The sequence below is a fragment of the Capnocytophaga leadbetteri genome, from assembly GCF_003054025.1.
Lineage (GTDB): Bacteria > Bacteroidota > Bacteroidia > Flavobacteriales > Flavobacteriaceae > Capnocytophaga > Capnocytophaga leadbetteri.
The window spans coordinates 88,116-113,620 of record NZ_QBKG01000003.1 but is presented as its reverse complement, the minus strand read 5'-3'; the positions used below and the strand labels follow the sequence as shown (position 1 = coordinate 113,620).

At 41.0% G+C, this 25,505-nt stretch carries 24 protein-coding genes; 11 read left to right on the top strand and 13 right to left on the bottom strand.

Features of this window, described 5'->3' with window-relative positions; translation table 11 throughout:
- Nucleotides 1-3 precede the first annotated feature (3 nt).
- On the top strand, nucleotides 4-3,525 hold the full coding sequence (locus C8P65_RS04455) for a 1-acyl-sn-glycerol-3-phosphate acyltransferase (RefSeq protein WP_107781667.1): 3,522 nt from the start codon (nucleotides 4-6) through the stop codon (nucleotides 3,523-3,525).
- Between the two features lie 60 nt (nucleotides 3,526-3,585).
- Here the strand turns inward: C8P65_RS04455 and rpe are convergent, their stop codons facing one another.
- The 12 genes from rpe to C8P65_RS04395 all read right to left on the bottom strand — a co-directional run bounded on the left by rpe (nucleotide 3,586) and on the right by C8P65_RS04395 (nucleotide 16,295).
- Nucleotides 3,586-4,233 carry a ribulose-phosphate 3-epimerase gene (rpe, locus tag C8P65_RS04450; RefSeq protein WP_107781665.1) on the bottom strand — a complete coding sequence of 216 codons (648 nt, stop codon included), beginning with the start codon at nucleotides 4,231-4,233 and terminating at the stop codon, nucleotides 3,586-3,588.
- Nucleotides 4,234-4,258: 25 nt separating this feature from the next.
- The gene (gene sufB / locus C8P65_RS04445; protein ID WP_107781663.1) at nucleotides 4,259-5,728 is read right to left on the bottom strand and encodes a Fe-S cluster assembly protein SufB; all 1,470 of its coding nucleotides are present in this window, start codon (nucleotides 5,726-5,728) and stop codon (nucleotides 4,259-4,261) included.
- 148 nt (nucleotides 5,729-5,876) lie between these two features.
- Complete coding sequence (locus tag C8P65_RS04440) at nucleotides 5,877-6,428, bottom strand: TlpA family protein disulfide reductase (RefSeq protein ID WP_009389287.1); 552 nt, start codon at nucleotides 6,426-6,428, stop codon at nucleotides 5,877-5,879.
- 17 nt (nucleotides 6,429-6,445) lie between these two features.
- Nucleotides 6,446-6,886 carry a DUF4268 domain-containing protein gene (locus tag C8P65_RS04435; RefSeq protein ID WP_009389288.1) on the bottom strand — a complete coding sequence of 147 codons (441 nt, stop codon included), beginning with the start codon at nucleotides 6,884-6,886 and terminating at the stop codon, nucleotides 6,446-6,448.
- 17 nt (nucleotides 6,887-6,903) lie between these two features.
- A complete protein-coding gene (locus tag C8P65_RS04430; protein ID WP_107781661.1) occupies nucleotides 6,904-7,617 on the bottom strand; it encodes a hypothetical protein in 714 nt (237 codons plus the stop codon).
- A gap of 15 nt (nucleotides 7,618-7,632) precedes the next feature.
- Complete coding sequence (locus tag C8P65_RS04425; RefSeq protein WP_107781660.1) at nucleotides 7,633-9,480, bottom strand: GNAT family N-acyltransferase; 1,848 nt, start codon at nucleotides 9,478-9,480, stop codon at nucleotides 7,633-7,635.
- A 22-nt stretch (nucleotides 9,481-9,502) separates the two neighbouring features.
- On the bottom strand, nucleotides 9,503-10,804 hold the full coding sequence (locus tag C8P65_RS04420; RefSeq protein WP_107781658.1) for a cation:proton antiporter: 1,302 nt from the start codon (nucleotides 10,802-10,804) through the stop codon (nucleotides 9,503-9,505).
- A 142-nt stretch (nucleotides 10,805-10,946) separates the two neighbouring features.
- On the bottom strand, nucleotides 10,947-13,301 hold the full coding sequence (locus C8P65_RS04415; protein ID WP_107781657.1) for a tetratricopeptide repeat protein: 2,355 nt from the start codon (nucleotides 13,299-13,301) through the stop codon (nucleotides 10,947-10,949).
- An 83-nt stretch (nucleotides 13,302-13,384) separates the two neighbouring features.
- Nucleotides 13,385-14,161, bottom strand: a complete 777-nt coding sequence (locus tag C8P65_RS04410) for a DUF3108 domain-containing protein (protein WP_107781655.1) — start codon at nucleotides 14,159-14,161, stop codon at nucleotides 13,385-13,387.
- Between the two features lie 82 nt (nucleotides 14,162-14,243).
- Nucleotides 14,244-14,906: a DUF4294 domain-containing protein gene (locus C8P65_RS04405; protein WP_107781653.1), complete on the bottom strand. Its 663-nt coding sequence runs from the start codon at nucleotides 14,904-14,906 to the stop codon at nucleotides 14,244-14,246.
- A 12-nt stretch (nucleotides 14,907-14,918) separates the two neighbouring features.
- The gene (gene ribH, locus C8P65_RS04400; protein WP_107781651.1) at nucleotides 14,919-15,407 is read right to left on the bottom strand and encodes a 6,7-dimethyl-8-ribityllumazine synthase; all 489 of its coding nucleotides are present in this window, start codon (nucleotides 15,405-15,407) and stop codon (nucleotides 14,919-14,921) included.
- A gap of 99 nt (nucleotides 15,408-15,506) precedes the next feature.
- The gene (locus C8P65_RS04395) at nucleotides 15,507-16,295 is read right to left on the bottom strand and encodes a YfgM family protein (RefSeq protein WP_107781650.1); all 789 of its coding nucleotides are present in this window, start codon (nucleotides 16,293-16,295) and stop codon (nucleotides 15,507-15,509) included.
- A 368-nt stretch (nucleotides 16,296-16,663) separates the two neighbouring features.
- On the opposite strand from C8P65_RS04395, the gene C8P65_RS04390 reads away from it, so the two are divergent.
- From C8P65_RS04390 to rsgA, 10 genes are all read left to right on the top strand, one after another.
- Complete coding sequence (locus tag C8P65_RS04390) at nucleotides 16,664-17,635, top strand: hypothetical protein (protein ID WP_107781783.1); 972 nt, start codon at nucleotides 16,664-16,666, stop codon at nucleotides 17,633-17,635.
- A 212-nt stretch (nucleotides 17,636-17,847) separates the two neighbouring features.
- A complete protein-coding gene (locus C8P65_RS04385; RefSeq protein WP_107781648.1) occupies nucleotides 17,848-18,231 on the top strand; it encodes a hypothetical protein in 384 nt (127 codons plus the stop codon).
- Nucleotides 18,232-18,606: 375 nt separating this feature from the next.
- Nucleotides 18,607-18,906 carry a hypothetical protein gene (locus C8P65_RS04380; RefSeq protein ID WP_107781646.1) on the top strand — a complete coding sequence of 100 codons (300 nt, stop codon included), beginning with the start codon at nucleotides 18,607-18,609 and terminating at the stop codon, nucleotides 18,904-18,906.
- A gap of 174 nt (nucleotides 18,907-19,080) precedes the next feature.
- Nucleotides 19,081-19,260 carry a hypothetical protein gene (locus tag C8P65_RS04375; protein ID WP_170069076.1) on the top strand — a complete coding sequence of 60 codons (180 nt, stop codon included), beginning with the start codon at nucleotides 19,081-19,083 and terminating at the stop codon, nucleotides 19,258-19,260.
- 300 nt (nucleotides 19,261-19,560) lie between these two features.
- A complete protein-coding gene (locus tag C8P65_RS04370; RefSeq protein ID WP_107781644.1) occupies nucleotides 19,561-19,782 on the top strand; it encodes a 3-phosphoshikimate 1-carboxyvinyltransferase in 222 nt (73 codons plus the stop codon).
- Between the two features lie 8 nt (nucleotides 19,783-19,790).
- Entirely contained in the window at nucleotides 19,791-19,931 is a 141-nt protein-coding gene (locus C8P65_RS12055) for a hypothetical protein (protein ID WP_170069075.1), read from the top strand.
- A 56-nt stretch (nucleotides 19,932-19,987) separates the two neighbouring features.
- Nucleotides 19,988-22,261: a hypothetical protein gene (locus tag C8P65_RS04365; RefSeq protein ID WP_107781781.1), complete on the top strand. Its 2,274-nt coding sequence runs from the start codon at nucleotides 19,988-19,990 to the stop codon at nucleotides 22,259-22,261.
- Between the two features lie 28 nt (nucleotides 22,262-22,289).
- A complete protein-coding gene (locus C8P65_RS04360) occupies nucleotides 22,290-22,766 on the top strand; it encodes a CvpA family protein (protein WP_107781642.1) in 477 nt (158 codons plus the stop codon).
- A 118-nt stretch (nucleotides 22,767-22,884) separates the two neighbouring features.
- Nucleotides 22,885-23,691 (top strand): EF-hand domain-containing protein, encoded by an 807-nt coding sequence (locus C8P65_RS04355; protein ID WP_107781641.1) that lies wholly within the window; start codon nucleotides 22,885-22,887, stop codon nucleotides 23,689-23,691.
- The gene (rsgA, locus tag C8P65_RS04350; RefSeq protein WP_107781639.1) at nucleotides 23,692-24,612 is read left to right on the top strand and encodes a ribosome small subunit-dependent GTPase A; all 921 of its coding nucleotides are present in this window, start codon (nucleotides 23,692-23,694) and stop codon (nucleotides 24,610-24,612) included.
- Between the two features lie 16 nt (nucleotides 24,613-24,628).
- On the opposite strand, the gene C8P65_RS04345 is transcribed toward rsgA, so the two are convergent.
- Nucleotides 24,629-25,495 (bottom strand): geranylgeranylglycerol-phosphate geranylgeranyltransferase, encoded by an 867-nt coding sequence (locus C8P65_RS04345; protein ID WP_107781638.1) that lies wholly within the window; start codon nucleotides 25,493-25,495, stop codon nucleotides 24,629-24,631.
- Between the last annotated feature and the right edge of the window lie 10 nt (nucleotides 25,496-25,505).

Sequence of the window (25,505 nt, the reverse complement as noted above, 5' to 3'; positions counted from 1 at the left end):
AAATTGAATATTATTTATCAATATATAGTTCGGCATAAGCTCGCGGCAGTTGCTTTTTTGGCGGCGTGGCTGCTTATAGCGCTATGGGGGGGTAGGGGCTTGCGCTTTGAAGAGGATATAACCAAAGTGCTTCCGCAGAACGATAAGACCAATCTGACCTCGAAGGTACTGAAACAGCTCAATTTTGCCGATAAGATTTCGGTGATACTCTCGGCTAAAGAGGGGGCGCTTGCCGATATGCAGGCAGCCGCAACCGCTATAGTTGATAGTCTGAATACTAAGGCATTGCAACCCTATATAGCTGGGGTACAGGGTGTTGTAGCTGATGAGGAGGTAGAGAGTGCGTGGCAGTTCGTCAATAGTCATTTGCCGCTCTTTCTCACTGAAGACGATTACACTTCCCTGGCAGCGCGTATGCAGCCTGACAGCCTTAACGCTTTGATACAGGCGCATTACAAGGCAATGCTTACCCCTGCGGGTATGGTAGCGCAATCGTTTATACGCACTGACCCTTTCGGTCTCACTTTCAGAGGATTAGAGAAGCTACAAGCCCTCAATATAGGCACGGATTTCAAGCTCACGAATGGCTTTCTCACTACCAAAGACGAGCAGCATTTGCTCTTTTTTGTTACTCCCCGTTTTGAGGGCAATGATACCGAGCACAATACGGCTTTGGTGCAACAGCTCGAACAGCTGCAAGCGCAACTACAGCAGCACTATGGGGCAAAGCTGCAAATACATTTTTTTGGAGCTCCGTTTATATCGGTTAGCAATGCGACTCAGATAAAAACGGATATACTCACTACTGTACTTATTTCATTATCAGTACTTTGCTTACTGCTTATTTTCTTCTATCGCAGTGTGTATATACCGCTTATCGCCTTTATCCCCTCGGTGTTTGGGGTGCTCTCTGCCTTGGCGTTTCTGTATGTACTTAAGGGTAGTATTTCGGCTATTTCTATCAGCTTAGGGGCGGTGTTATTGGGGGTTACTATCGATTATTCGCTGCATATACTCACTCATTACAAGGTAGCCAAAACGGCCTCGGAATTGTATCGCGCTGTAACGGTGCCTATTCTGCTCAGCAGTATTACTACGGCTATTTCTTTTCTCTGTTTGCTGTTTGTGCATTCAGAAGTGATGCAAGATTTGGGCATTTTTGCCTTTATTGGCATTATGGTTTCAGCCTTGCTCTCTCTGGTGTTAGTGCCGCATCTTTACCGCGCTGATAAGGGGGTGGTGGTGCGCCGTACGTTTCTCGATAGGGTAGGGGGCTACCCTTTCCACCGCAATAAGTGGATAGTAGGTGCCTGCTTGTTGCTGATAGGGGTGAGTTTTTTCTACTTTCAGAAGGTGAAGTTTAACGGCGATATAGCGAGTATTAATTATGTAAATCCGCGCTATCAGGTAGCCCAACAGCAGTTGGAACAACTGACTGATAGTCAGTATAAATCGGTGTACGCAGCTGCCTATGGCAATAGTTTAGAAGAAGCCTTAACGCATAACTACCACTTATACCAGCAATTGCAGCATCTGAAGGCAACCGATAGTATTAGGCAGTTTAGTTCGGTGGCAGCCATTATTTTGCCGCAAACGGAGCAGCAAGAGCGCATTAAGCGTTGGCAAACGTTCTGGTCGGGAGCCCGTCAGGAGGCTTTGCGAACACAATTACAGCAGTTGGGCGTTCAATATGGCTTTAAAGAGAGTACTTATGCTCCTTTTTTCGACTTTCTTACCACTGATTTTGAGCCTATACGCTCTTTAGATGATTATAAGGCTCTTTCAGCGCTTCCTTTAGATGATTTTATCACTGAAAAAGACGGTTTTTATACCCTTGCTAACCTTGTGAAGCTGACGGATAGCGAGCATACGCGCTTTGTTGAACAGATAGAACAGCGCACAGGGGCTATAGTGATAGACCGCAAGAACCTTAGCGAGACTTTTTTGGGTAAGCTTAAAGACGATATACTGCTATTGGTAAATTATTCTTCTATAGCTATTTTTCTTATTTTATTGCTCTTTTTTAGGCGTATAGAGTTAGTGCTGCTCACTCTTATTCCTATTGGAGTGACGGGGGTAGTTACGGCAGCGCTGATGTACTTTTTCGGTATAGAATTTAATGTATTTAGTATGATAGTCTGTACCTTAGTGCTCGGTCATTCCGTTGATTTTAGTATTTTTATGACTTGTGCTCTGCAAAAAGACTATACTAATGGCAAAAATGAGCTTCCGGTTTATAAAGTATCAGTATTATTAGCCTCTATTACGACCTTTTTGGCGATAGGAACGCTTATTTTTGCTAAACACCCTGCGCTCAGGTCGATAGCTTCGGTGTCAGTGCTGGGTATTTTTACTGCTTTGGTTATTACTTTTGTGTTTTATCCTACTATATTTAAGTTTTTTATCTTCCGAAGACCTCAAAAAGGGCTTTCTCCGGTTAGTTTGCGTTTGTTGTTGCACTCTATATTCTCTCTTTCTTACTACGCCTTGTCGTCAGTAATTCTCAGCAATGTAGGTTGGGTGCTGGCTACTGTTTTTCCGAGCAGCAAGCGTGGGTTACGCAGGCTCTCATCAGTCTTAGCCGCTACGGTGCTTTTCTCTAATTGGCGGGTGCGCAAGCGCATAGAGAATCGCCAGCTACTCAATACCGATACGCCTTCGGTAGTGATAGCCAATCACACTTCGTGGCTTGATACGCTTGCGTTGGAGCTATATAGCCATCGGTTGAGTTATGTGGTAAATGATTGGGTGTATCGCTCGGTTATCTTTGGTAGATACCTTCGCGCTATGGGGGCTTATCCGGCATCAGAGGGTATAGAAAAAGGAATGCCTTTGCTGCAACAGCACTTACAAGAGGGGATTTCGGTGGTGATATTTCCGGAGGGGAAACGCTCGGAGAGCAATCGCATTCATCGTTTTCATCAGGGGGCGTTCTACATAGCGGATACTTTGCAGAAGCCTATAGTGCCGGTGTATATTCACGGTACTTCAGAAGTGCTGCCTAAAGGGGATTTTATCATCTACGATGGGGCGGTTACTATAGTAGCTGCTGAACCTATCGCTCCTGATGATACCCGATTTGGTACTACCCCGCGTGAGAAAGCTAAGCAGGTGGGGGCGTACTTCCGTGAGCAGTTTGCTCAGTTGCGACAACGCTTAGAGGGGGTGGATTATCTGAAGCAGAAATTGCAGCTGAACTATCTGTATAAAGATATTGAGGTAGTAAGAGCGGTAAAAGCTGATTATACTGCTCACGCAGCGAAGTACTATCAGCTGAGCCGTAGTCTGCCCGCTAAAGCGCGTATACTACACATAGCTGATGATTATGGGCAGTTAGACTTTTTGTTGCTCCTTACTTACCCAGAGCGTGAGATTGTTTCGGTAATAGAAGATGATGAGAAACGAGCTGTAGCCCAGCAGAGTTACCTTGTGCATATACGCAAATTGCAATACCTTAAAGCACGCCCTGACGAGTCTTTTGATATAGAGATTATTGGGGCTGAAGTAGTTAGACAAAAGGTATAAAAAAACTTTGTCAAAGTCCTGAAACTTTGACAAAGTTATTATATTATATTGTTTTGTTTTTTAGGCTTTTGCTTTTAGCTCTGCTATTGTTTGGGTAGGATTAGCAGCGTTGAACACGAAGCTACCTGCTACTAAGGCATCGGCACCTGCCTCTACCAATGCTTTGGCATTGCTTAAGGTTACCCCTCCGTCTATTTCGATGAGAGTATTAGCTCCTGCTTGTGTGATAAGCGCCCTGGCTTGTCGTACTTTTTTATAAGTATTTTCTATAAATGACTGTCCTCCGAAACCTGGGTTTACGCTCATCAGTAAGAGAAGATCTACATCTTTGATAATGTCTTCTAACAAAGCAACAGGCGTATGAGGATTGAGAGCAACCCCTGCTTTCATACCCTCGGCTTTGATAGCTTGCAGCGTGCGGTGTAAGTGGGTACAAGCCTCGTAATGCACCGTGAGTATGTGGCTACCCAGCTTTGCAAAGGTACTGATATAGCGGTCGGGGTCGATAATCATTAGGTGTACATCTAATGGCTTGGTAGCGTGCTTATTGATAGCCGAGAGTACCGGCATACCATACGAGATATTAGGTACAAATACCCCGTCCATAATATCGATGTGGAACCAATCGGCTTCACTGGCATTGACCATCTGCACCGCTTGTTGCAGGTTGCCAAAATCTGCTGCTAGTAATGAAGGTGAAAGAATCATATTTTTTTCAATTAATAATTGAGAATTAACCTACACTTCCTTCTAATGAAATCTCTAAAAGTTTTTGAGCTTCTACGGCAAACTCCATAGGGAGTTTATTTAGTACCTCTTTGCCAAAACCATTTACGATGAGTGAAATGGCTTTTTCGGTATCAATACCGCGCTGGTTGCAGTAGAAAATCTGGTCTTCACCGATTTTTGAAGTAGTTGCTTCGTGCTCTATCTGTGCCGTAGGGTTTTTAGCCTCTATATAAGGGAAAGTATGTGCCCCACAGTTATTGCCCATTAGTAATGAGTCGCATTGAGAGAAATTGCGGGCATTCTTAGCCTTAGGTACTACTTTTACTAATCCTCGGTAGCTATTTTGTGATTTTCCTGCTGAAATTCCTTTAGAAATAATTGTTGATTTAGTGTTGTTGCCCAAATGTATCATCTTAGTACCCGTATCAGCCTGCTGAAAGTGGTTAGTAACCGCTATAGAGTAAAATTCGCCTATAGAATTATCACCTTTTAGCACTACTGAAGGGTATTTCCAAGTGATAGCTGACCCTGTTTCTACTTGCGTCCATGATATCTTAGCATTCTTCTCTGCTAAAGCACGCTTAGTTACAAAGTTGTAAACACCGCCTTTGCCGTCTTTATCACCAGGGAACCAGTTCTGAACAGTAGAGTATTTTATCTCGCCACCTTCCATTGCTATTAGCTCTACAACGGCTGCGTGTAGCTGGTTTTCATCGCGTCTGGGGGCGGTACAACCCTCTAAGTACGATACGTAAGCGCCTTCATCTACTATTAAGAGAGTACGCTCGAATTGCCCTGTACCTGCCTGATTGATACGGAAATAGGTAGAGAGCTCCATAGGGCAGCGCACTCCTTTAGGTACATAGCAGAAAGACCCATCAGAAAAGACAGCGGAGTTTAGAGCTGCATAGAAGTTGTCGGTCTTAGGGACCACTGTACCGAGGTACTTGCGTACTAAGTCGGGGTGCTTTTGTATAGCTTCAGACATTGAGCAGAAGATAATACCGCGCTCGGCTAAGGTCTTTTGAAAGGTAGTAGCTACTGACACCGAGTCCATTACTACATCCATAGCTACTGCGGGTTTGTCTTCTACCCCCGCAAGGCGTTTTTGCTCTTCGAGCGAGATGCCCAATTTCTCGAAAGTCTCTAAAAGCTGAGGGTCTACCTCATCAAGGCTGTTAAGTTTGGGTTTCTGTTTAGGTGCTGAATAGTAAGCAATATCTTGAAAATTAGGAGTTTCGAACTGTATGTTAGCCCAGTGTGGTGGCTCTTCCATAGCTTGCCACGCTCTGAAAGCCTCTAATCGCCATTCAGTCATCCATTCGGGTTCGTTTTTCTTTTTCGACAAGGCTATTACGACCTCTTCATTGAGCCCTTTCGGAAATGTATCCGACTCGATATCAGTGTAAAAGCCATACTTGTATTCGCTATTTTCTAATTCTTCTTTAAGTTCTTCTTCTGTATATTTAGCCATTTTTATCTATTGAATAATTATGTGTGTTAGCTATCTGATTTTAACCGACCTTTTTGTCTATTTCTCAAACAGCGCGCAAAGATAGTATTTTAGATTGAATTTAAAATACTATTGCTATAATTATTTTTAACTTACAAATAAAAAACACTTATTGTAAGAGCTGTTCTATCAGTTGGTGTACTGCATCGCTATTCCATCGCGCTATTCCTTCTTTCTCAGCACGTACCTTTCCGTTCTTATCAACTATATAGCCTGAAGGTATTTTTTCAGGGTCGAAAGGCATTTTCTCACCTATAATTAGATAGGTAACCTTGAAGTGAAAGTTGCGTTTTTGCATCATTTCGTCTACAGGAGTAGGTAACTCATTGGTGATGATATAAAAATCTACCTTATCCTTATAAGTATCATATAGTTTTTCTACGGCATATAGGTCGGCAATACTGATACCCCTCCACGATGAAAAGAAATACACAAAAGCAGGCTTCTTTCCTTTGGTTTGCGAAAAATTAAACTGCTTATTATCGCGGTCTTTCAGTTGCCAATCAAAGTCGATGGTGCGTGCTTGATTTTCGGGTATAATATCTACTGAACTAGCAAAAATGCGTTGCAGCAATATTTTACTCTCATATCCTAATGGTGTTACAAAAAAAGAAATCACAAAAAGGATAAGTAATAAATTCCAAAAGGTTCTTCGTTTCATAAAACTATTTTATTTTATCAAAATTCGTCATTCTCTACAATAATATCTTTATATTCAGCCCAAAAAGCCTCTATTTGTGCCATTCCATCATTCAAAAATACCATTACCTCTTGCCAAGTGGCTTTGTTATGAATGCTAACACCTGTTTTTTCAATGTATATAGCACTTATTTCTTTCTGATTGTCTAATATTAGATGCTCCTCGTAGATAGCATCGGGTAGAAAATCAGTTTGCAAGATGTTCTTTAGCGAAAGCATTTTGTTATAATACAAGGCGCGCTTTTCTTTATCGCTATCTTCTATAGCGATGAGTACTCGTGCCTTTTTTAGGTCGAATGAAAACTTAAAACTGAAATCCTTTATTTTAGTGTCGTATAGCGTCCATTTGCGGGGGAACGACTTGCCAAAGGAAGTCCAGAAGTCTTCGCGTAGTTTTTTTGCTTCAGCTTTAGAATACAAGTAAGATTGTTTTTTAGTTATTCAATAAATTTAATTGCTGCCAAAACGACAGTGTCTTTCCCCTCTATTTCTGTGTATAAGGTGATTCTGTAAAAAGTTGAGCCATCTTTTTGTACTATACCAAATTTATGGTTGGCTACCTCATAAGCTACATATAGGTCGGGGGTAATAGTCTTTCTAGCTTTTAAAAATAACTCATCATTGTGTCGCCAGCGCAACTCGTACAAATCGCCTACTTTTTTAGCATTGAGTTGGTAAATAGAATCTTCTTCTGGAGTTTCATTAACTGATGACTGAGAAGGTTGTGGCGATTGAGGTTGCTGATACTGTTTTCTGAAAGTAGCCAAAGCATTTCCGGCTAAAGCATTACGCAGTGCCTCTTGGTATGATTTTTTGTACTCTTTTTCTCTACTTTTACCTACTTCAGAACTGAAAACTTCTTTATTAGCACAGTCGGTTAGCACTAATCTGAGTTTAGAAGTCATCATATTTGATTCGTTTTTCACATCAGCTTTGAGTAGATTGCAAGGGGTGTTTAGCAATTCCGCAGGCACTTCGTTTTCCATATAGGCTTTAAACCCTTGTTTTTCAATCAAGAATTTGGTGAGTATATTTAGCTGGTATTCGTTATCACTCTTTAGGAAAGCAAACTTATTAGGTACGACTACCGTTTGTGCTACCGCTACCATTTGTAGCAGTGCTATGGTTGCAAATAATATGATTCTTTTCATCTATCTAAAAAACTTCTATTGTTTGTTTTCTGCTTTACTCTCATTCTTGGCATTGTCTCTGGCCTCGAGTTCTGCTTGAAATTCTTCAATTACAGGCTTCATTGTGCTATCAGGTAGGTCCGCTATTCTGATGTACATCAGCCCATCGACCGAGTTATTAAATAAAGGGTCTACGTTGAAAGCGATAACCTTAGCGTTCTGCTTGATATACTTTTTGATGAGCACTGGTAGGCGCAAGTTGCCCGGCTCGAGTTCGTCAATAATCTTATCAAACTTATTAAGGTCGGCTTTGGTTTCGTCAAAAATAAAGTCTTTATCTTCATCTTTCAGCTTTACTTTAAACTCCTTTTTAGGGCGCACATATTGAGCTATATAAGGGTCGTAGAAATTCGACTTCATAAACTCAATCATTAGCGACTTAGAGAAGTTAGAAAACTGATTGCTAATACTCACACTGCCGAGTAGATATGAGTGCTCTGGATAGCGCAAAGTGGTATGAGCTATCCCTTTCCAGAGCAAAAATAGCGGCATAGGCTTCTGTTGGTATTCTGAAATGATAAAAGCACGCCCCATTTCTATGGTTTTGCTCATCATATCGTAGAGTTCGGGCTCAAAACGGAATAAATCGTGGGTGTAAAAGCCCTCAATGCCGTATTTAGGGAAAATCTCAGCCCCTAAGCCCATTCGGTAAGCCCCGACTAATTTCTTTGCTTGTGTATCCCATAAGAAAAGGTGACGGTAATAAAGGTCAAACTTATCTAAGTCTGACGAAGCATTAGTACCTTCGCCTACCTCACGGAAAGTTATCTCGCGCAGCCTACCTATTTCTTTCATTATGTTGGGTATCTCTTCATAAGGAGCAAGAAATACCTCATAATTGTTATTCTTTAGTAGGCGGTAATCTTTTTTGGTGATGTTATCTATTTCTTTCTCTATCAGGTCAGTCTGTATAGGGGCTTCTATCTGTTGAGGGTTGGGTTGAGCTTTGCTGATGCTCAGTACATTAGATAAAGGTAAAAACTTCTTGTCTTGCTCAAAAGTATTGGCCAAAATATATGTTTTCTTGCGCAAAAACTCGGTATAGTCGTCTAATTCGGGATGCTCTTCTTGCATAGCAAGTGAAATAGGCTTTCCGATACGTATATAGATAGTGCGCTCCTTCTGAGTGAGTAGTTCTGACGGCAACTTAGCGGTGCGTAGCGTATCGCTGATGTTAGCCAAAAAGTAGAATAATTTGCTGTTTTTAGCGTGAAAATAGATAGGAATGATAGGTACTTTTGCCTTTTGTGCCAATTTCATAGCAGCCTCTTCCCAAGGCTTGTCTACCATTAGCTGCCCTTCTTTGGTAACAGATACTTCGCCTGCGGGGAACAAGCCTAAAGGCTGTCCTTGTCGCAAATGTTCAATAGCGTGTTTAAAGCCTAATACGCTTGATTTTACGTTCTTGCGGTCTTCAAACGGATTGACAGGCAGCACATAAGGAGCTAAAGGCTCGATACGCTGTAGCAGAAAGTTAGCAATAATCTTGAAGTCAGGGCGTTTTTCTACTAAAAGTTTAAGTAGCAAAATACCATCTATCCCCCCTAATGGGTGGTTAGAAATAGTGATGAATGCCCCTTCTTTGGGTATATTTCTGAAATCTTCCTCTGGTATCTCGAATTTTATTTCAAACTCATCTAATAGTGTATTGAGGAAGTCTATCCCTTGGCGGTGTTTGGTGCGGTTATAAATATCATTGAGCTTTGAGAGGCGTAGCAGCTTCATCAGCGTCCACCCCCCAAAGGTACCCAGAAATCCTAATTTATCTATATTAATGGCCGCAGCTACTTCTTTGGCACTCACTAAACCTTTATCTTTTTGCATTTCTTTCTGTTTTAAAGTAGTATTATTGTTTTGCTCTTTGTATTTGCTTTATCCTCTTCAGTCTTGCCATTACCTCATCGCGGTGCAGTGCCTTGCTGGCTACCTTGCCTACCGAAAGTCCTTGTATCAGTATAGAGAATAGTACTACTATATAAGTGATTTGTAATAATGTTTCTTTTATGCCAGCTTTATCTGCCGGAATTGAGAGTACTAAGGCGATAGATACCCCACCGCGTATACCGCCCCATACCATAGTGATAAGTGAGCCGCGTGAGTAGGTAGTTACTTTGCGAAGTATCGTTTTGGCAGGGATATAAATAGAAAGCCCACGCGCTAATAAACACACTATGATGGCTATTCCGCCTAAAAGAAACTGTCCGTCTAAATTCTTGATTAGCAGCATCTCAAAACCTATGAATAGGAATAGAATAGCATTCATAATCTCGTCTACTATTGCCCAAAACCTTTCGAGGTAGTCTTTATTTTCCTCGCTATTGGCTTTCTTGCCCACATTGCCTATAAATAAACCAGCAATCACCATTGCCAAAGGAGATGATACGTGCGAAGCCTTAGCTATTAAGAAGCCCCCCATTACTACCGCTAAGGTAAGGAGCACGCTAACGTGATAGTCGTCTGCTTTCTTCATCATTTCTGAAGCTACCCAACCTAATAGTACCCCTAAGAAAATACCACCTCCTGCTTCGAGTAAAAAGAGCTTGGTAATGGTATTGAACGAAGGTACAAACGAGGTATCGGTAGCCAATTTGAGCACTACGGCAAACATCACTACGGCTACCCCATCATTAAAAAGCGATTCGCCTGTTATTTTAGTCTCGATGCGTTTGGGTACTTTAGCCTGTTTTAATACTCCCAATACTACGATGGGGTCGGTAGGCGAAATGAGCGTACCAAAAAGCAGACAGTACACATAAGGTATGTGAATGCCTACCAGCGGAGCTATGTAGTACAACAAAAGCGACACGAAGAACGCCGAAAGCACTACGCTGATAGTGGCATAAGTGAAAATAGGAAGTTTATACTCTTTTAGGTCAGAGATATTGATGTGCAAAGCACCGGCAAAAAGCAGGAAGTTAAGCATTGCCCCCATCAGTATTTCGGTAAAGTCAAAGCCTTGTAATAGAGATTCTAACTTATGCGATAATCCTGAAAATATCTCGCCTCCGAAGAGGCGAACCCCTACGGATACCATCATAGCGATGACCATAATACCTATGGTCATAGGCAGTTTCACATAACGTACATTTACGTATGAGAACAGTGCTGCTAGAACGATAATTACAGAAAAAGCGTAGTATAACTCCATAATAATTTTATTTCGGGCAAAAATACAAAAATAATAGTAAATGGCAAAAACCGCCTTATGATTTTAACAGAAAAAAATGCCGGAGGTCATATTTTGAGCTATGACCTCCGGCGATATTTAAATCAGTATGAGATTGATAAACTTATTTTTTTCCTATTACTACTCTTAGCATTTCGCAGCCTCTTTGTTCGCCATTTTCGCAAGCTTGGTCAAACCAATCGGCAGCGCGGTTGTCTGACTGACCAATACCTTCACCGTGAAAGTAGCAGTGAGCTAAGCGATATTGAGCAAGTGGATAGCCATTGCGAGCTGATAGGCGGTATAGTTCGGCAGCTCTTTCGTAAGAACGTTCTGCTCCTGTACCATTGTAATAGCAGTTAGCAAGGTTGCATTGTGCCTCAGCAAAATCGCGTTGTGCTGCCTTTTGGTAGTAATTTAGAGCCTGACCAAAGTCTTGCTTAGCAGTGTAATACGTACCAAGTTCGTTTTGTGCTTGTACGTAGTTTTGCTCTGCAGCCTTTGTAAGCCATTGTACCCCTTTGGTTTCGCTTATATATTTCATCGGCTTTTCTTTGCTTGTAAACTTAACATTGGCTTTCATAGCCGAACGGTGACGAATAGAAGGGTTGTTATTCTGCTGAGTAGTTGCTGTAGCAGTAACTGCTGCTTGTGCTGGTTTAGCTGTTTGAGCAGGGGTTGAAGCTGTATTAGTAGCTGTGTCGGGTACCAAAGTTAGGTAGTACTTACCGATTTGGTACTGTGTTTCAGCATCACCTCTTTTAGCGATACGCTCTTGCCAAGAGAGTGTTTTTTCAGCGTCTTTTTTAGGGTTTTTCGCATCAGAATAATACTCTACTAAACGTTTTTGAGCTACTAAATTCTCTTGTTTAGCTAATTTTTCGTACAGTTCAAAAGCCTTGTTATAATCTTTTTTAGCACCTTTTCCATAGAAATAACCATCGGCTACAGTTAAGATAGCATTTACTGAAGCAGGGTCTTTAGGGTCGTTAGCCTCTACTCTTTTTAGTAGGTAGTCGAAAGCAGCTTTATTAGATAAATCAGCGGCTTTGATAGCCCACATTTCGGCTTCTTTACCTGATTTTTTTACCCCTTTGCCTTCAGCATAACATTGTGAAAGGAGGTAAAGCACCTCTGAATAGACTTCGTCTTGCTGTTGGAAGAAGTAATCTAAAGTTTCAGTAGCAGTGGCAGGCACTTGTTGAGCTGCTTTGGTATAATACTCAAAACCACGTTCGCGTGTTAGGTTAGTGTACTTACCATTATAATATAAGTCGCCTAATTTTTTTAGTGCTAAAAGGTTGTTTTTAGCAGCTGATTTTTCGAGGTATTCAAAGCCTTTCTTAACGTCTAACTGTCCTTCTTCTAACAAGAGAGAACCTAAGTTATACTGTGCCATAGCATCGCCTGCTTCGCTTGCTTTTTGGAAAAGCTCCATAGCCTGAGGTATAGATGCACGTGTTCCGTTTCCGGTAGTATAGCATACCCCTAAATTATTTTCTGTTACAGGGGTAGGGTCAGCATTTACAGATCTTGACAACCAGTTGAAAGCATCGCGGTAAGACTGAGTGCCTCCTATACCGTTGTACAAGCAAACAGATAATTGGCGTTGCGCATTAGCATCGCCTTTAGCAGCTGCTTTGGTGTAATACTCAATCGCTTTTTTGTAGAATTTGCCAATAAGAGGGCTATTGCCGTAGAAATAGAAGTTACCCATAGTGTATTGGGCTTCAGCACTACCTTTGGCAGCTGCTTTTTCAAGCCATTCTATTGCTTTTTCTTCGGATTTGGTTACGCCTTTACCATTGAGGTAAGCCTGACCAATAGCGTTTTGTGCCTCAGGATTGCCTTTTTCAGCGACTTTCATTAGCTTTTGTAGGGCGTCTGGGCTATTAGGACTAGCTTCGTAAGCCCATTTAGCCAAAAGGTATTCGGCTTCTAAGTTGCCTTTAGCAGAAGATTTTTCAGCCCAGAATCGAGCTTTATTGAGGTCTTTTTTCACTCCATCGCCTACGTAGTAAGCTTTAGCGAGGTCTAATTGAGTTTCAGGTTTTTCACCATCGGCTACTTTTTCAATCCAGAAGAAGTATTTTTCGTTAGATTGTGCTACACCACGCCCATCGCGGTAGCATAATGCCAACTGGCGTTGCGCATCGGCATTGCCGCCTTCGGCTACTTTGGTGAGCCATTCTACTCCTTTTTCTTCAGATTTAGCTACACCTTTTCCTTCCATATAGCACTGGGCTATTTGGTATTGAGCATTGACATCGCCTGCTTCAGCCGCTTTTTCTAACCATACTACGGCATCTTGGAAAGAACGTTTTAATCCGCCTTTGCCATTGAAATAAGCATCAGCCAGCTCCATTTGAGCTTGGGCGTCGCCTTTCTCGGCAAGGCGCATAATTTTCCTCATATTGCTATCTTGCCCGTATGCATTGGCTACTAAAAAGATAGAAAGTGCTAAAAATAAGTTTTTCATAGTGTCGTTTCTTTACTTTTTTTTATTATCGGTTTAGGCCACAAATATACGTAAAATTTTTAAACTATTTATGAAAAAGCAAATTATTTTTTTAAATTTGTTTCGTGCTTAAGAGAATTGAAGCCGTCGAGCTCTGCTATTAACGAGCCTACGCGTAAGGAAGCCTTTAGTTTTACGGGTATTTTATTCTTGTCGTCAGTTATCCACATCGTGATACTTTCTTCTTCTTTAAACACACGTCCGTCTTGCACTAAAGGGCAGAACTTCAGTGTATTAACTGTTCCGAAGTTAGTTTTTACTTGCTCTCTACCCAATAGCTTTAGCTTAAATTTATACACTTCATCATCGTCAAAAATCATATCTAAGGAGATTTGCTCGCCTGTTTTGAGTTGGTCGATGTTGGGGTAATGACGCAAAGCATAAAAAGCCGAGATAACATCTTGCAACCCGGGTTGAAAGCTGATTTCGGTGTTGTTTCCGTTCTCTACATTGTTAATTTTTACCTTGTTTTCGGTGTGATTGAAGTACATTTTGAGGTATTTGGTATAGCCGCCTTCGTAGATATTGCGGATGAACAAGCGCGGTTTGCCATCATTGATACCAAAGTAACTTTCGTATACATCATCTACTCTGAAAAATACACGAGCCAAGCCCGTAGTAGAGCCTTTGCCAATAGCGTGGTATACTTTTTCGCCATTGTACATCTCTTCTTTTAGCGATAGGGTAGCCATACTGGCATTGAAGATACCATATCGCACTTTGAAGCGCAACCACTCTCCGTTTTTGAAGGGCAAATCGGTTGTTTGCCCTATCAGTAAGCTGCTAAAGCATATACAAAATACTGTAATTAGGTTTTTCATAGTGTTAGGTGTTAGTTTTTAGGGGGTATTTAATCAATTAGTATGCCAAATGAATTAGCAAATTAGCAAATTAGAAAATTGGCTAATTGTCGGATAGGCGTTTTTTGCGCTCTTCAGTAAGCTCGGTGAAGTTAAATCGGAGGGCAGGTACTTGAGGTTCGAGTTCGCCTCTGTTTATAGCGCGAAGTATGATTTCCTCTATCCAATAATCTTCTTCTACGTTATGAGGGTCGTATTCTTTTTTGAGCGATAGGTCGTACAACCAAGCGGTTTTGTTATACCAATAGGCATTCCAACCATTGCGCAATTCCTTTACAAGGTTATAGGCAGTTCTGCCTGTTTGACGGTGAATGAGTTTGATGAGGATACGCCCTTGTGAGCGAGAGAGTTTTTTCAGCTCGTCAGTAAAGTGTTCTTCTATATAATGCTGGGTGCGCTTGATGTACACTCTTTTTTGGCGATTGTTCTGCATAGTATCCATAGTGTGCTGCATAGCGCTGAGGCGATCGGCTGCCATTTTGGCGTAGGGATAAACGCGTTTGACCCTACTGCGCAAGAGGAGGTAGCGCTTTTGAGCCTCGAGGTCGGCAAATGAGCGCTCTTTACCAAAGAGGTTAATCTCGGTAAGCTGGATAGTATCGCCTGCGTAGAACTTTTTGTCGAATATAAACAGCGTATCGCGTATTTGTGCCGGTAGTAGGGGGCAGGCAATGAATAAAAAACAAATGACCAATAAGTGTTTCATATTACTATAGTTTTATTCTCTTCCTACGGCTACCATTTTGAGTGCTGTGACAGCCGCCTCAACGCCTTTGTTGCCTAATTTGCCACCACTACGGTCGAGTGATTGTTGTAGGGTGTTGTCGGTTAGGACACAGAAGATAACAGGGACATCGCTCTGTACGGCATTGAGGTGGGCGATGCCTTGTGTAACCCCCTGACATACAAAGTCGAAGTGCTTTGTTTCGCCTTGTATGACACAACCTATTACGATGATAGCATCGGCAGTAGTAGTATCGAGCATACGTTTGGCTGCGTGTACGAGCTCGAAACTGCCCGGTACAGACCAATTAATGATGTTTTCAGGCTCTACACCACAGTCCTTTAGGGTGTTGATAGCCCCATCGCGCATTCCGTGCGTTACTTGTTCATTCCACTCTGAGGTGATAATTCCTATTTTGAAATCTTTAGCGTTAGGAAGGGTACTTTTGTCGTACTGAGATAGGTTTTTATTTTCTGTAGCCACTTTTTAATTATGAATTTTGAATTTTTAATTATGAAATAACAGGTAACAAGTAATGTTTGCTTACCTGTTACCTGCTTTCTTATTATCTGATGTATATTATTAATAGCTTATTTTTCCGATAAGGATATCGACGGTGCGCGCTTCTTCTGAAGTAGGAAATTCGTCTTTGATACGCTCATAATACTTCAGTGCATCGTCTTTTTTGCCTTGAAGGGTAGCTACGATACCAGCTTTTTTGAGGTATATAGGCGTGATAAAGTCGTTTTTGCTGTATTCGAAGGCTTTCACGTAGTAATTAAGCGCCTCGGCAGGGTTTTTCTGTTGTAGGTAAGCATCGCCGATATTGCCATAGGCTAAAGCGCCAAAGATGTCGTCAGAAGCATCGAATTGCTTTAGGTGGTTGATAGCATTGGTGTAATCGCCTAAACGCATATACGCCATACCCATACTGTACTCAGCCAAATTAGCCGCTTTGGTACCGCTGTAGTTTTGAACTATTTGCTCAAATCCGTACTTACCACCACCGCCTTTGATGGATACTCTAAAGAGTGAATCTTTAGCTTTAGCATCGGTAGCTTCCATAGCCTCATCGAAGACTTGTTGAGCGAAGAAGAGTTCGTTAGCGGCGTTCTTTTCATTAGGAGCCTTTACGAACTGTTGGTATAGCAAATAGCCTAACCCTACCACCGCAATAGCTATAAGGGTGATGATAATAGGTTTTTGGTTTTTGCGTACCCAATCTTCGGTGCGGTTAGCGCCAGCATCGAGGGCGTCAAACACTTCGGCGGTAGTACTTTCTTGGTGTAAATGAGCTTCGTGAGCTTCTTCTAAGAGCTCGGTGTCTTTGTGTCTATTAGGTCGGTTGTTGTTCTTTTTGTAAATTGCCATATATAATTTTCATTAAAGTTCGGCAAAGGTACAACAATTATTTTAAATAGCAAAAAAAAATTGTAAACATCCCCCCTTTGCACATACTCCGCTGCGCCAGCTCGCGAACTTCCTTCAAAGGGGGAGATGTGACGGTCAATATACACGAAAAACTTTAGTTATTTTGTCGATTTGCATTATTTGCAGCGTTTTGCTGTTTTGGTTGCTAATTTGACAAAAGAGATTCCTTAGGTATTCTATATTCTTCCTATATTCAATGTATATTCTTTCTGTACTCTTAATCTATTTGCTGATTTAGCAATGAAATGATGAGAAAATTGATAAATTGGCAATTTTATAAATTGGAAAATTTACCTATCTTTGCCCTTATGAAAAAATATCTATACCTATTATTAGTATTGTTAGGGGCTTGTAGTTATGAGGATACTCCGCCTGAGCAGGCTCTGTATTGCTGGAAAACACAGGTGCAATTTTCGGCTGAAGAAGCTGATTTTGTGAAGAATAACCGGATAGAACGCTTTTATATTCGCTATTGTGATGTGGGGTTGCGCGACAATGCGCCCGTCCCCATCGCCCCTGTAGATATTGATACCCTTAGCGTACAAGGCAAGACGGTTATACCGGTTGTCTATCTTAAAAATGAGATTTTTAACTCTGAACTTACCGAAGGAAACTCTACCTATATAAGTACGCTGGCGCATAAATTAGGTGACTATATTGAGCAAATCAATAGGTATTACCACCTTAGGGTTAGTGAGGTGCAGTTTGATTGTGATTGGTCGCTTTCTACTAAACAAGCCTATTTCAGTATGTTGGAGGCGTTTAAGAAGGAGTATCCTTATCAGCTTTCTGCCACTATACGCTTACACCAAGTGAAGTACAGAGAGGAAACGGGCGTGCCGCCGGTAGATTATGGGGTGCTGATGTACTACAATATGGGGCGCATCACCGCTACAGGGGCTAACTCTATCTACGACCGCTCGACCGCCTTGCGATATCTGGGCAAACTTAGAGAGTACCCGCTTCCTCTGGATATTGCTCTGCCGATGTTCGCTTGGGGTGTGCATTCGGCTGATGGTCAGGTGCTTAATTTGGTAGGGGGACTTACGCACGCCGAGGCGCAGGCTATCAGCACCTTAGTACGCACAGATGCTTCGGATATTTATAAGGTGGCTGAACAAACCTATTACAAAGGGCGGGTTTGGCAAGCTGGCGACCTGATAAAAATAGAAGAAGTGAGCGATGCTCAGCGCAAAGAAATGTTAGCAGACCTTAGAGAACACTCTTCTCAACCTATTAGGAGGGTTATATGGTTTGTAGGGGCAAATTTGAGTGAGTAAGGTGTTGTGATGCTCTAAATAGTGCGAGGGGAATTTTGAATTGTGGGACAAGTGGGATTGGTGGGACAAGTGGGACAGGTGAGAGAATTGTGAATTTTGAATTGGGCACAAGCGGCAAGCTTGCGCCAGCGGGGGGGAGTTAAAAGAGCACTATTGAAAAGTTTTTAAAGAAGCAGGATTGAATAATATAACATTTATTGAAACATCATATAATGGATAATATTAACAGACATATACCAGGAACAATAAAGGTAGAAGGTAGAGAATTTCTCTATGTTGCTGATGATGGAGAGGATTTTTTTCGTAAAAAGAAAAGAAGTAAGGTTAAAAAAGAAACTTTGTTTTCTAAACTTACATCTTTATTTTTTATGGCTAAGGAAGGAGGAGCTCTCACTGAGAATTGTAAAATTTGGCTACCTACCAACGAATTATTCCATGGATTATCTTATAAGGGAGATATTGAAGGATGGCGAAAAGGTATAACATTAGGTGCTAAACATTTAGGTTTATTGACAGCAAAAATATCTGGAGAAAATATAGAGATATCTGATGGTAGAATCTATGCTTTATCAGATTGTAAAGTTGAGTTCTATTAGTGGGATAAGGGGGGAATGTATCAGATGTGTTGTTAAAAACATAAGGCTAACTATTAACACAATACAAAAGAATTGCCCCACTATTTCTCTTTACCCACTATAGAGATAAGCGTTTTTTAAGCCTATAATACGCTCTAAATAGTGCGAAGGGGATTTTGAATTGTGGGACAAGTGGGACTGGTGAGAGGGTTGAGAAGGCTGGGAGGGCTGGGAGGATTGGGAGGGCTGGGACTGGTGAGACGAGTGGGACGGGGAGAGAATTGTGAATTCTGAATTAGGCACAAGCAGCAAGCTTGCACCAATGGGAAGAAGGTGTAAATATTCCTAAATCTCCTTTAGGGAAAATGAAATATTTAAAAGAATTAGGTTTTTAGTATGGCATACTTTTTATATAGAAAAGATTTAGCTTTTTTTGTATCTCCTAAAATTGCTGAATGTATCATTAATAATATAGAAATAGAAGATTCGGAGATTATGGCTATAACTTTTACTTTTCTAGGTGATAGATATAAAACAATTATAGATAGAGAATTTGCAAACAAATACTATATTGAGAATGAAGATATTTTTGATTTAGAAACAGATCATAAAGAAGAATTATTTTTTGAGTTACAACCTGTTCCTTATTCATTATTTAAGAATTTTCTCTCTAAGAATAATATGCACTGGCAGTAGGTAATGTATCAAATGTGTTGTTAAATTTTTATCACATTAAAAATCAACACAATACAAAAGAACTACCCTACTATTTACCTTTACCTACCATAGAGATAAGCGTTTTTTAAGCCTATAATGCGCTCTAAATAGTGCGAAGGGAATTGGCAAATTATGAATTTTGAATTCTGAATTGTGGGACAAGTGAGACAGGTGGGACAAGTGAGACAGGTGGGACAGGTGGGACAGGTGGGACAAGTGGGACAGGTGGGACAAGTGGGACAGGTGGGACAAGTGGGACAGGAGGGACGAGTGAGACAGGTGGGACGAGTGAGACAGGTGGGACGTGACAAAACCTGTTTAAACTTTTTTTGAGGAACTTGGAGATAAACCCTAATAAGGGCATTCCAATCTAAGTTATATCAAGAAAATAAACATCTGGTTGCTCTCCATTATGAAAGCTAAATCTTCTTTTTTACACTTAAAAAAGTAATAATCCAATTATTTATTGTATCTTTGCACAAAGTTGCTGAATTTTGGTGTTCTTTTTTTGCAACACACAAATTTACTAATTTTCGAGAACTTTTATTTCTCTAAAAAAGTTTAAACAGCTTCTATATATCTTTGAGAAAAAGATAATTATAGAGTACCCTTTATAACTAAAATAAAAATATTATGCCAGCAACCGCTATAAAAATAAACAGATTAACAGGCACGACTGTTGATAAAGTGCTTATAAGTAAAAATTTAGGAGTTGTTTTTCCTGAAAGGGAAGCCTCTCTTAAAGAAATAACTGAAGTGGAGGAGTTGAAAAAATTAGTAGCTGAATGCCAAAAAGTAGGTTCAGAGCTATACGATCAAGGATTAATCAAACCATACGACCCAAGAATAATATAAAAAGAATTATGAGTGCGATAACTATACAAGCAATTACTATTTTAGAGAAGAAAGAAGATTATACTTTAATAGCAAAAGAAGAATTTTTTAAGATGATAGACGAAGCAAGGGCTAGTAAAAAACAAAGGCTTCAAAACAAGAACTTATAAATATGCTTTACAAATAATATTATCAGCTTACGGGCATTATGAAGATAAATAAAGATATGAAACTATTAAGAAAAAAAACAATTATTATTACGGCTTGTGTAGCCTGCGTACTTAGTGCAGGGATGTACCTCTACGCTTGTATATTCGAGCCTGAATGGCGCGAGTACGGCTCGGTGTTTTCACCTGAAGTGACGGTGAATAATACTAATTACCAACCTCTTTTCTTCGATACTGAAAACGCTTTCTACAACTGGCAGTACATCAATGCGAGTAGCCGTGACTACAGCCGAAATGACGTAGCTGACTGGAATGCCTATTTGGGGACTCAACTCCCTACTAATACTATATACGTGCTGATGTATGGTGAGAGTCCGTCCTTGCAAACCCTTAAAGCTAATAAAAATGAGCGAGTGCAGAATTTTTTTGCTTTTTTACAGATAGCTCGCAATAATGAGCCTATTACGGCGACTCACTTCAACCCTTGGAATTACGACGAAAGCAAGCAGGCAGAGCGTATCGCACAAACTGAAATAAGCAAAGCAGATAAGCTCTACGCGCAAGCCTTGAAGCAAAAAGATGCTTTCTTTGCTAATCGGATGTGGTTTCAGTCGGTGCGTTTGCGTTTCTATTCGGCTAATAGAAGCAGTGTGATAGACTATTTTGCTAAAACCCAAGACGCACAACCTAAAAACCGTTTGTATTACCGCGCTTTGTACTATGTGGCAGGTGCCTACAAAGCCCAAAAGCAATACGCTAATGCCAATGCTACGCTTGCCAAGGTGTGGGTAGGTATGCCTGACAAAGCCCAGATACTCACTTACGATTATCATCCGCTTACCAATGCGCAAATGAACAGTATTTTGCCAAGTCTGTCCGCTCAAGAGCAATGCGCTCTGTGGGCTATGCAAGGGTATTATGACAAAGACGAGGCAGAGGCTATACAGCGTATTTTGGCTATAAATCCGGCTTCGGAAGAGGTGGACTTTTTGCTATCGCGCTATGTGAATGGCGTAGAATACAAGGTAAATGTATGGAATGAAGACAATCCGCTGAAGCAAACAGCTACCTATCACCAGCACAATAAGAAGGAGATGAGTGGCTTTGCTATAGATTGGCTCGTTAATGCGGCAGAGCATACTGCGGTGAAAAACAAGTACTTATGGAATGTAGCGGCGGGCTATCTGCTGATGTATAAAGGCGAGAATGCACGGGCTAAGGCATTCCTGCAAAAGGCAGAAAAAGAGACTAAAACGCCAGAACAACAAGCACAAATAAGAATTATAGATGTGCTAAATGAGGTAACAAGCTGTAAGACTATCGATAAAGAAGTAGAAAAACGACTATTGAAGCGTGTGCAATGGTTGTGGCACTATTTTGAGGATGCTAACGACAGCGAAAAAGGAAAGTTGCGCAGTGGTAATGCTTTTGCTTTGGTAAGGCAATACTTGGCGGCACTATACCGCGAGAAAGGCAATACACTGATGAGCGAGTTGCTCAACTTTCAACCTAATTACTACAAAAATGAGCAGCAGTCGGTAGCGATGGAGCAGTTTTTGCTAAAAACCGATAAAAGTGAGTGGGAACAACATTGGGCTAACTACTACGCTTTTAACTTAGGTGATATTTATGAGAGTCGCGCTATTTATGCGTTTTATCGCGATGCTATAGACGGGGCGATTGCCCAAATGAAGCAAACGCCTTATGTAAATGAAAAGGTATATGATGAAGAGACAGGCAGAATGGTAACTAAGAGGCTGAAAAAGAGTGATGCGCTATTGCCTGCTAATCCGTTTAATGGCTTTATAACCGACTGTCACGATTGCGAACACGCTAAAAAACAGCGAAACCCCTATACTAAGCTCTCTTTCTTAGAAAAAGTGAAGGAGATGGAGGCGAAAATAGCGCAAAATGACGACGTATATAACAATGCTCTCTTGGTAGGGAATGCGTTTTACAACGCTTCTTACTACGGTAGTTTGCGCGCTTTTTACTACAATAATATTCTGGGAGAAGCGGGTTCGCTGGGAGTAAAAGACGAAAACCGAGTGTTGCTACTCGGTATGGATAAGGCGAAGCAGTATTACCTTTTGGCTCAAAAACACGCTACTAACGACGAGCAAAGAGCCAAAATAGCCTATCTGCTTGCCAAAACAGAGCGCAATGAGTTTTACAACCAAGCTTATTTTTACAAAAATAAGGATGGGGCTAACTATGATGATGTTATGTTTAAAGACTGGAAAGGCTTTAAAGAACTGCGGAAATATCCGCATACTAAGTACTACAAAGAGGTGCTAAACGAGTGTGAGTACTTTAGAAAAACCGTAAAATAATTTATAATTTATAATTCGCAATTCAAAATTGAACAAGATAGACATTCTATTATTAGTAATCTTAGGCTTCGGACTGGTACGAGGCTTTATGCGCGGTCTCATTATTGAGATGGCATCTTTATTAGCCATAGTAGTAGGTATCTACGGGGCGATACACTTTTCGTTTTTTACGGCACGTCTGTTGGGTGAACTGATGCCCAGCAGCCAACAAACGATAGAGGTAGTGGCTTTTGGAATCACGCTGATAGTGCTGATGTTGGCAGTGATGTTTTTGGCTAAAGTGCTTACCAAAATGCTAAAGGCGGCTGAGTTAGGATTTTTGAATCGCTTGGCAGGGGCTCTCTTCGGAGTACTAAAGGCAGCGGTAATAGTTGGGTCGCTCTTTGTATTTTTAGAGCGCACTTTTCAGACAGAAAAATGGTTATCGCCCTCAGCTCTTAGCGAATCAGTCTTGTACGAGCCTGTGAAGAGTATCAGTGCCGTAGTGTATGCTAATGTGTTTTAATTTGTCAATTTGTCGATTTGTCAATTTGTCGATTTGTCGATTTGTCAATTTGTCAATTTGTCAATTTGTCAATTTGTCAAAATCCTTTTAACGATATAACTATAAAAAATCAAATACAATGAAAAGAACATTTCTCTTATTATTATCAGGTCTTTTGTGGGTAAGCTGCGAGAGAAAAACAGCGTCTGATGTATACGATAAACCTTATCACGATGTCTATCGCCAAGACCCTGCTGAGAACGACAGCATCCTAAAAGCTAACAACGCTGAGCTTACTCTACGACCATTAAGAGTGATTTTTACGGGGTACCCTCAGTACGCTTTGCTGCCTATGCTAAAAGTACGCTATGATGATGACGGCTCTCCCTATACAAACGATATAGAGTATAACGAGCTGTCGTACAGAAATGAGAACGATTATGAAGAACTACGCAATAAGGCAGACTACTATAATATGCACAACAATATAGTAGCCGGTTTTGAAGCTATCTATGGTGATGACCTGATGAATATCTTGATAACCAACAATACCACTGGCGAACGCAAAATGCTGTTTGAACAACCTGTGAGGATAAAAAACTTTTATTACCCCTCACCGCTAACGGATGTGTTGGCTAACAAACCCGTAAAACGCCAATATTATATGGTGTCTTGCTATGATGAGGATACTAACAAAGACGGTTATATAAATCGCGATGATTTACGTCGCTTTTACCTCTTTAGCTTAGACGGTAAGCTAGTGCGTGCGCTTATAGAGAAGAATTACGGGGTAGTGGGTTCTGATTACGATTATGTGAATGACCTGCTATTTGTATACGCTTACTTAGATAGTAATAATAACGGAAAAATAGACGCTAAAGACCCTAAACATATTTTCCGCATCGACTTGAAAAAGCCTGAAACTACTTCAGTAGTATATAATTAAATGGAAGGATTGGTATATAAATCGACAGGTAGCTGGTATGTGGTGAAAGATATAGCTACAGGGGTAGCGTATGATTGCCGCATCAAAGGGCGTTTTAGGCTGAAAGGTATTAAAAATACGAATCCGATAGCGGTAGGCGATAGGGTGACTTTTGAGGTAGAAGAGGGGACTAAGGGTATTATTACCGAAATTAAGCCTCGCGATAACTATATTATACGCCGCTCGGTAAACCTATCGAAGCAGACGCATATTATTGCCTCGAATATAGACCTTGCTTTTTTAGTAGTAACACTCAATAATCCGCTGACCTCTACTACCTTTATAGACCGTTTTTTAGTGACGGCTGAGGCGTATGGTATCAAGACCATACTGCTTTTTAACAAGATAGATACTTATAATGCAGAAGAGATTGATGAAGTGAAGTTCCTCGCCCAGCTATACCGCCAAGCAGGCTATGAGTGTATCGGTATTTCGGCTGCTACAGGTAAGAATATAGATAAGGTAATGACAGCAATGGAGGGCAAAACCTGTGTGGTATCGGGGCATTCGGGGTCAGGTAAGTCGACTCTTATCAATGCGATAGACCCAGAGTTGCACCTTAAGACAGCCGCTATAAGCGAGCAGCACCTACAAGGGCAGCACACTACTACCTTTGCTGAGATGTTTGACCTACCCAATGGGGCGCGTATCATCGATACTCCTGGTATTAGAGGGTTTGGTATGGTAGAGATAGAGAAAGAAGAACTGACGGATTACTTCCCTGAGTTTTTTGCTCTTAAGCACCATTGCAAGTTTCATAACTGCCTCCATACTGATGAACCCCAGTGCGCTGTTAAAGAGGCTTTAGAGGAGGGTACTATTGCTTGGTCGCGCTATAAGAGCTATCTGCAAATACTCAACGGTGAAGAAAGAGATAATTAGTTGATTTGCCGATTTGTCAATTATTAATGGTAGCAGTCGCTAATACGCCTATTACTAAGATGAGTTTTATCATATTGTGAAGTAGGGCATAGCGAGGTTGGGTATGGCTTAGCCATAAGAAAAGGAGAAAGAGGCATAAGTAGCCCATCATAAATTGTAAGAAGTATCCTAACCAACCAATACTGAAATAATTGAGCAGTAGGTATACAGGTAGGCTACACAGCAATACGCTAAGGGTGATAAGCCATTTAGCAAATCGCTCGCCATACACTACAGGTATAGTAGCGTAATTGTGCACTAAATCGCCTTTGATATTTTCTAAGTCCTTTACGAAATCTTTGGTAAGTACGAGCAAATAAATAAGGATAGCGTGTAGAAAGATACTGTGGTCAAAATTGCGGTAATAGACAAATACAGCAAAGAAGGGAATAATAGCCAAGCTGGCGGAACTAAGGTTGCCCCAGAAGGCTATTTTTTTTATGCGATGTGAGTAGAGCCAAAGAGCAAAGATATAGAGCGAAAAGAAGAGTACAGCCCTGAAAGATACATAGCTGGCTACTATCACCGATAAGAGGTTAAGCAAGAAATAAAGGGTGAGCCGTGTGTTTTGACTTACTAAGAGGTCAATCATCGTTTTCATAGGTTTGTTGATGAGGTCTTTCTCTTGGTCGTAAAACCCATTGATGATATAACCACCAGCTATGGCTAAAGCTCCTGAGAGTACGAGCATAAATAGCGATTCGTCAAAAAGCACCTCTTTATAAGGGCGTTGCGATAGCACAAAGATAGCCGCCAGATACTGAGCTAAACATACCATCATAATATTATAGCCCCTCACTGCTGAAAATAAGCTTAGAAGTTTTAATAAAGTAGTTTTTTTCATTATACAAAAA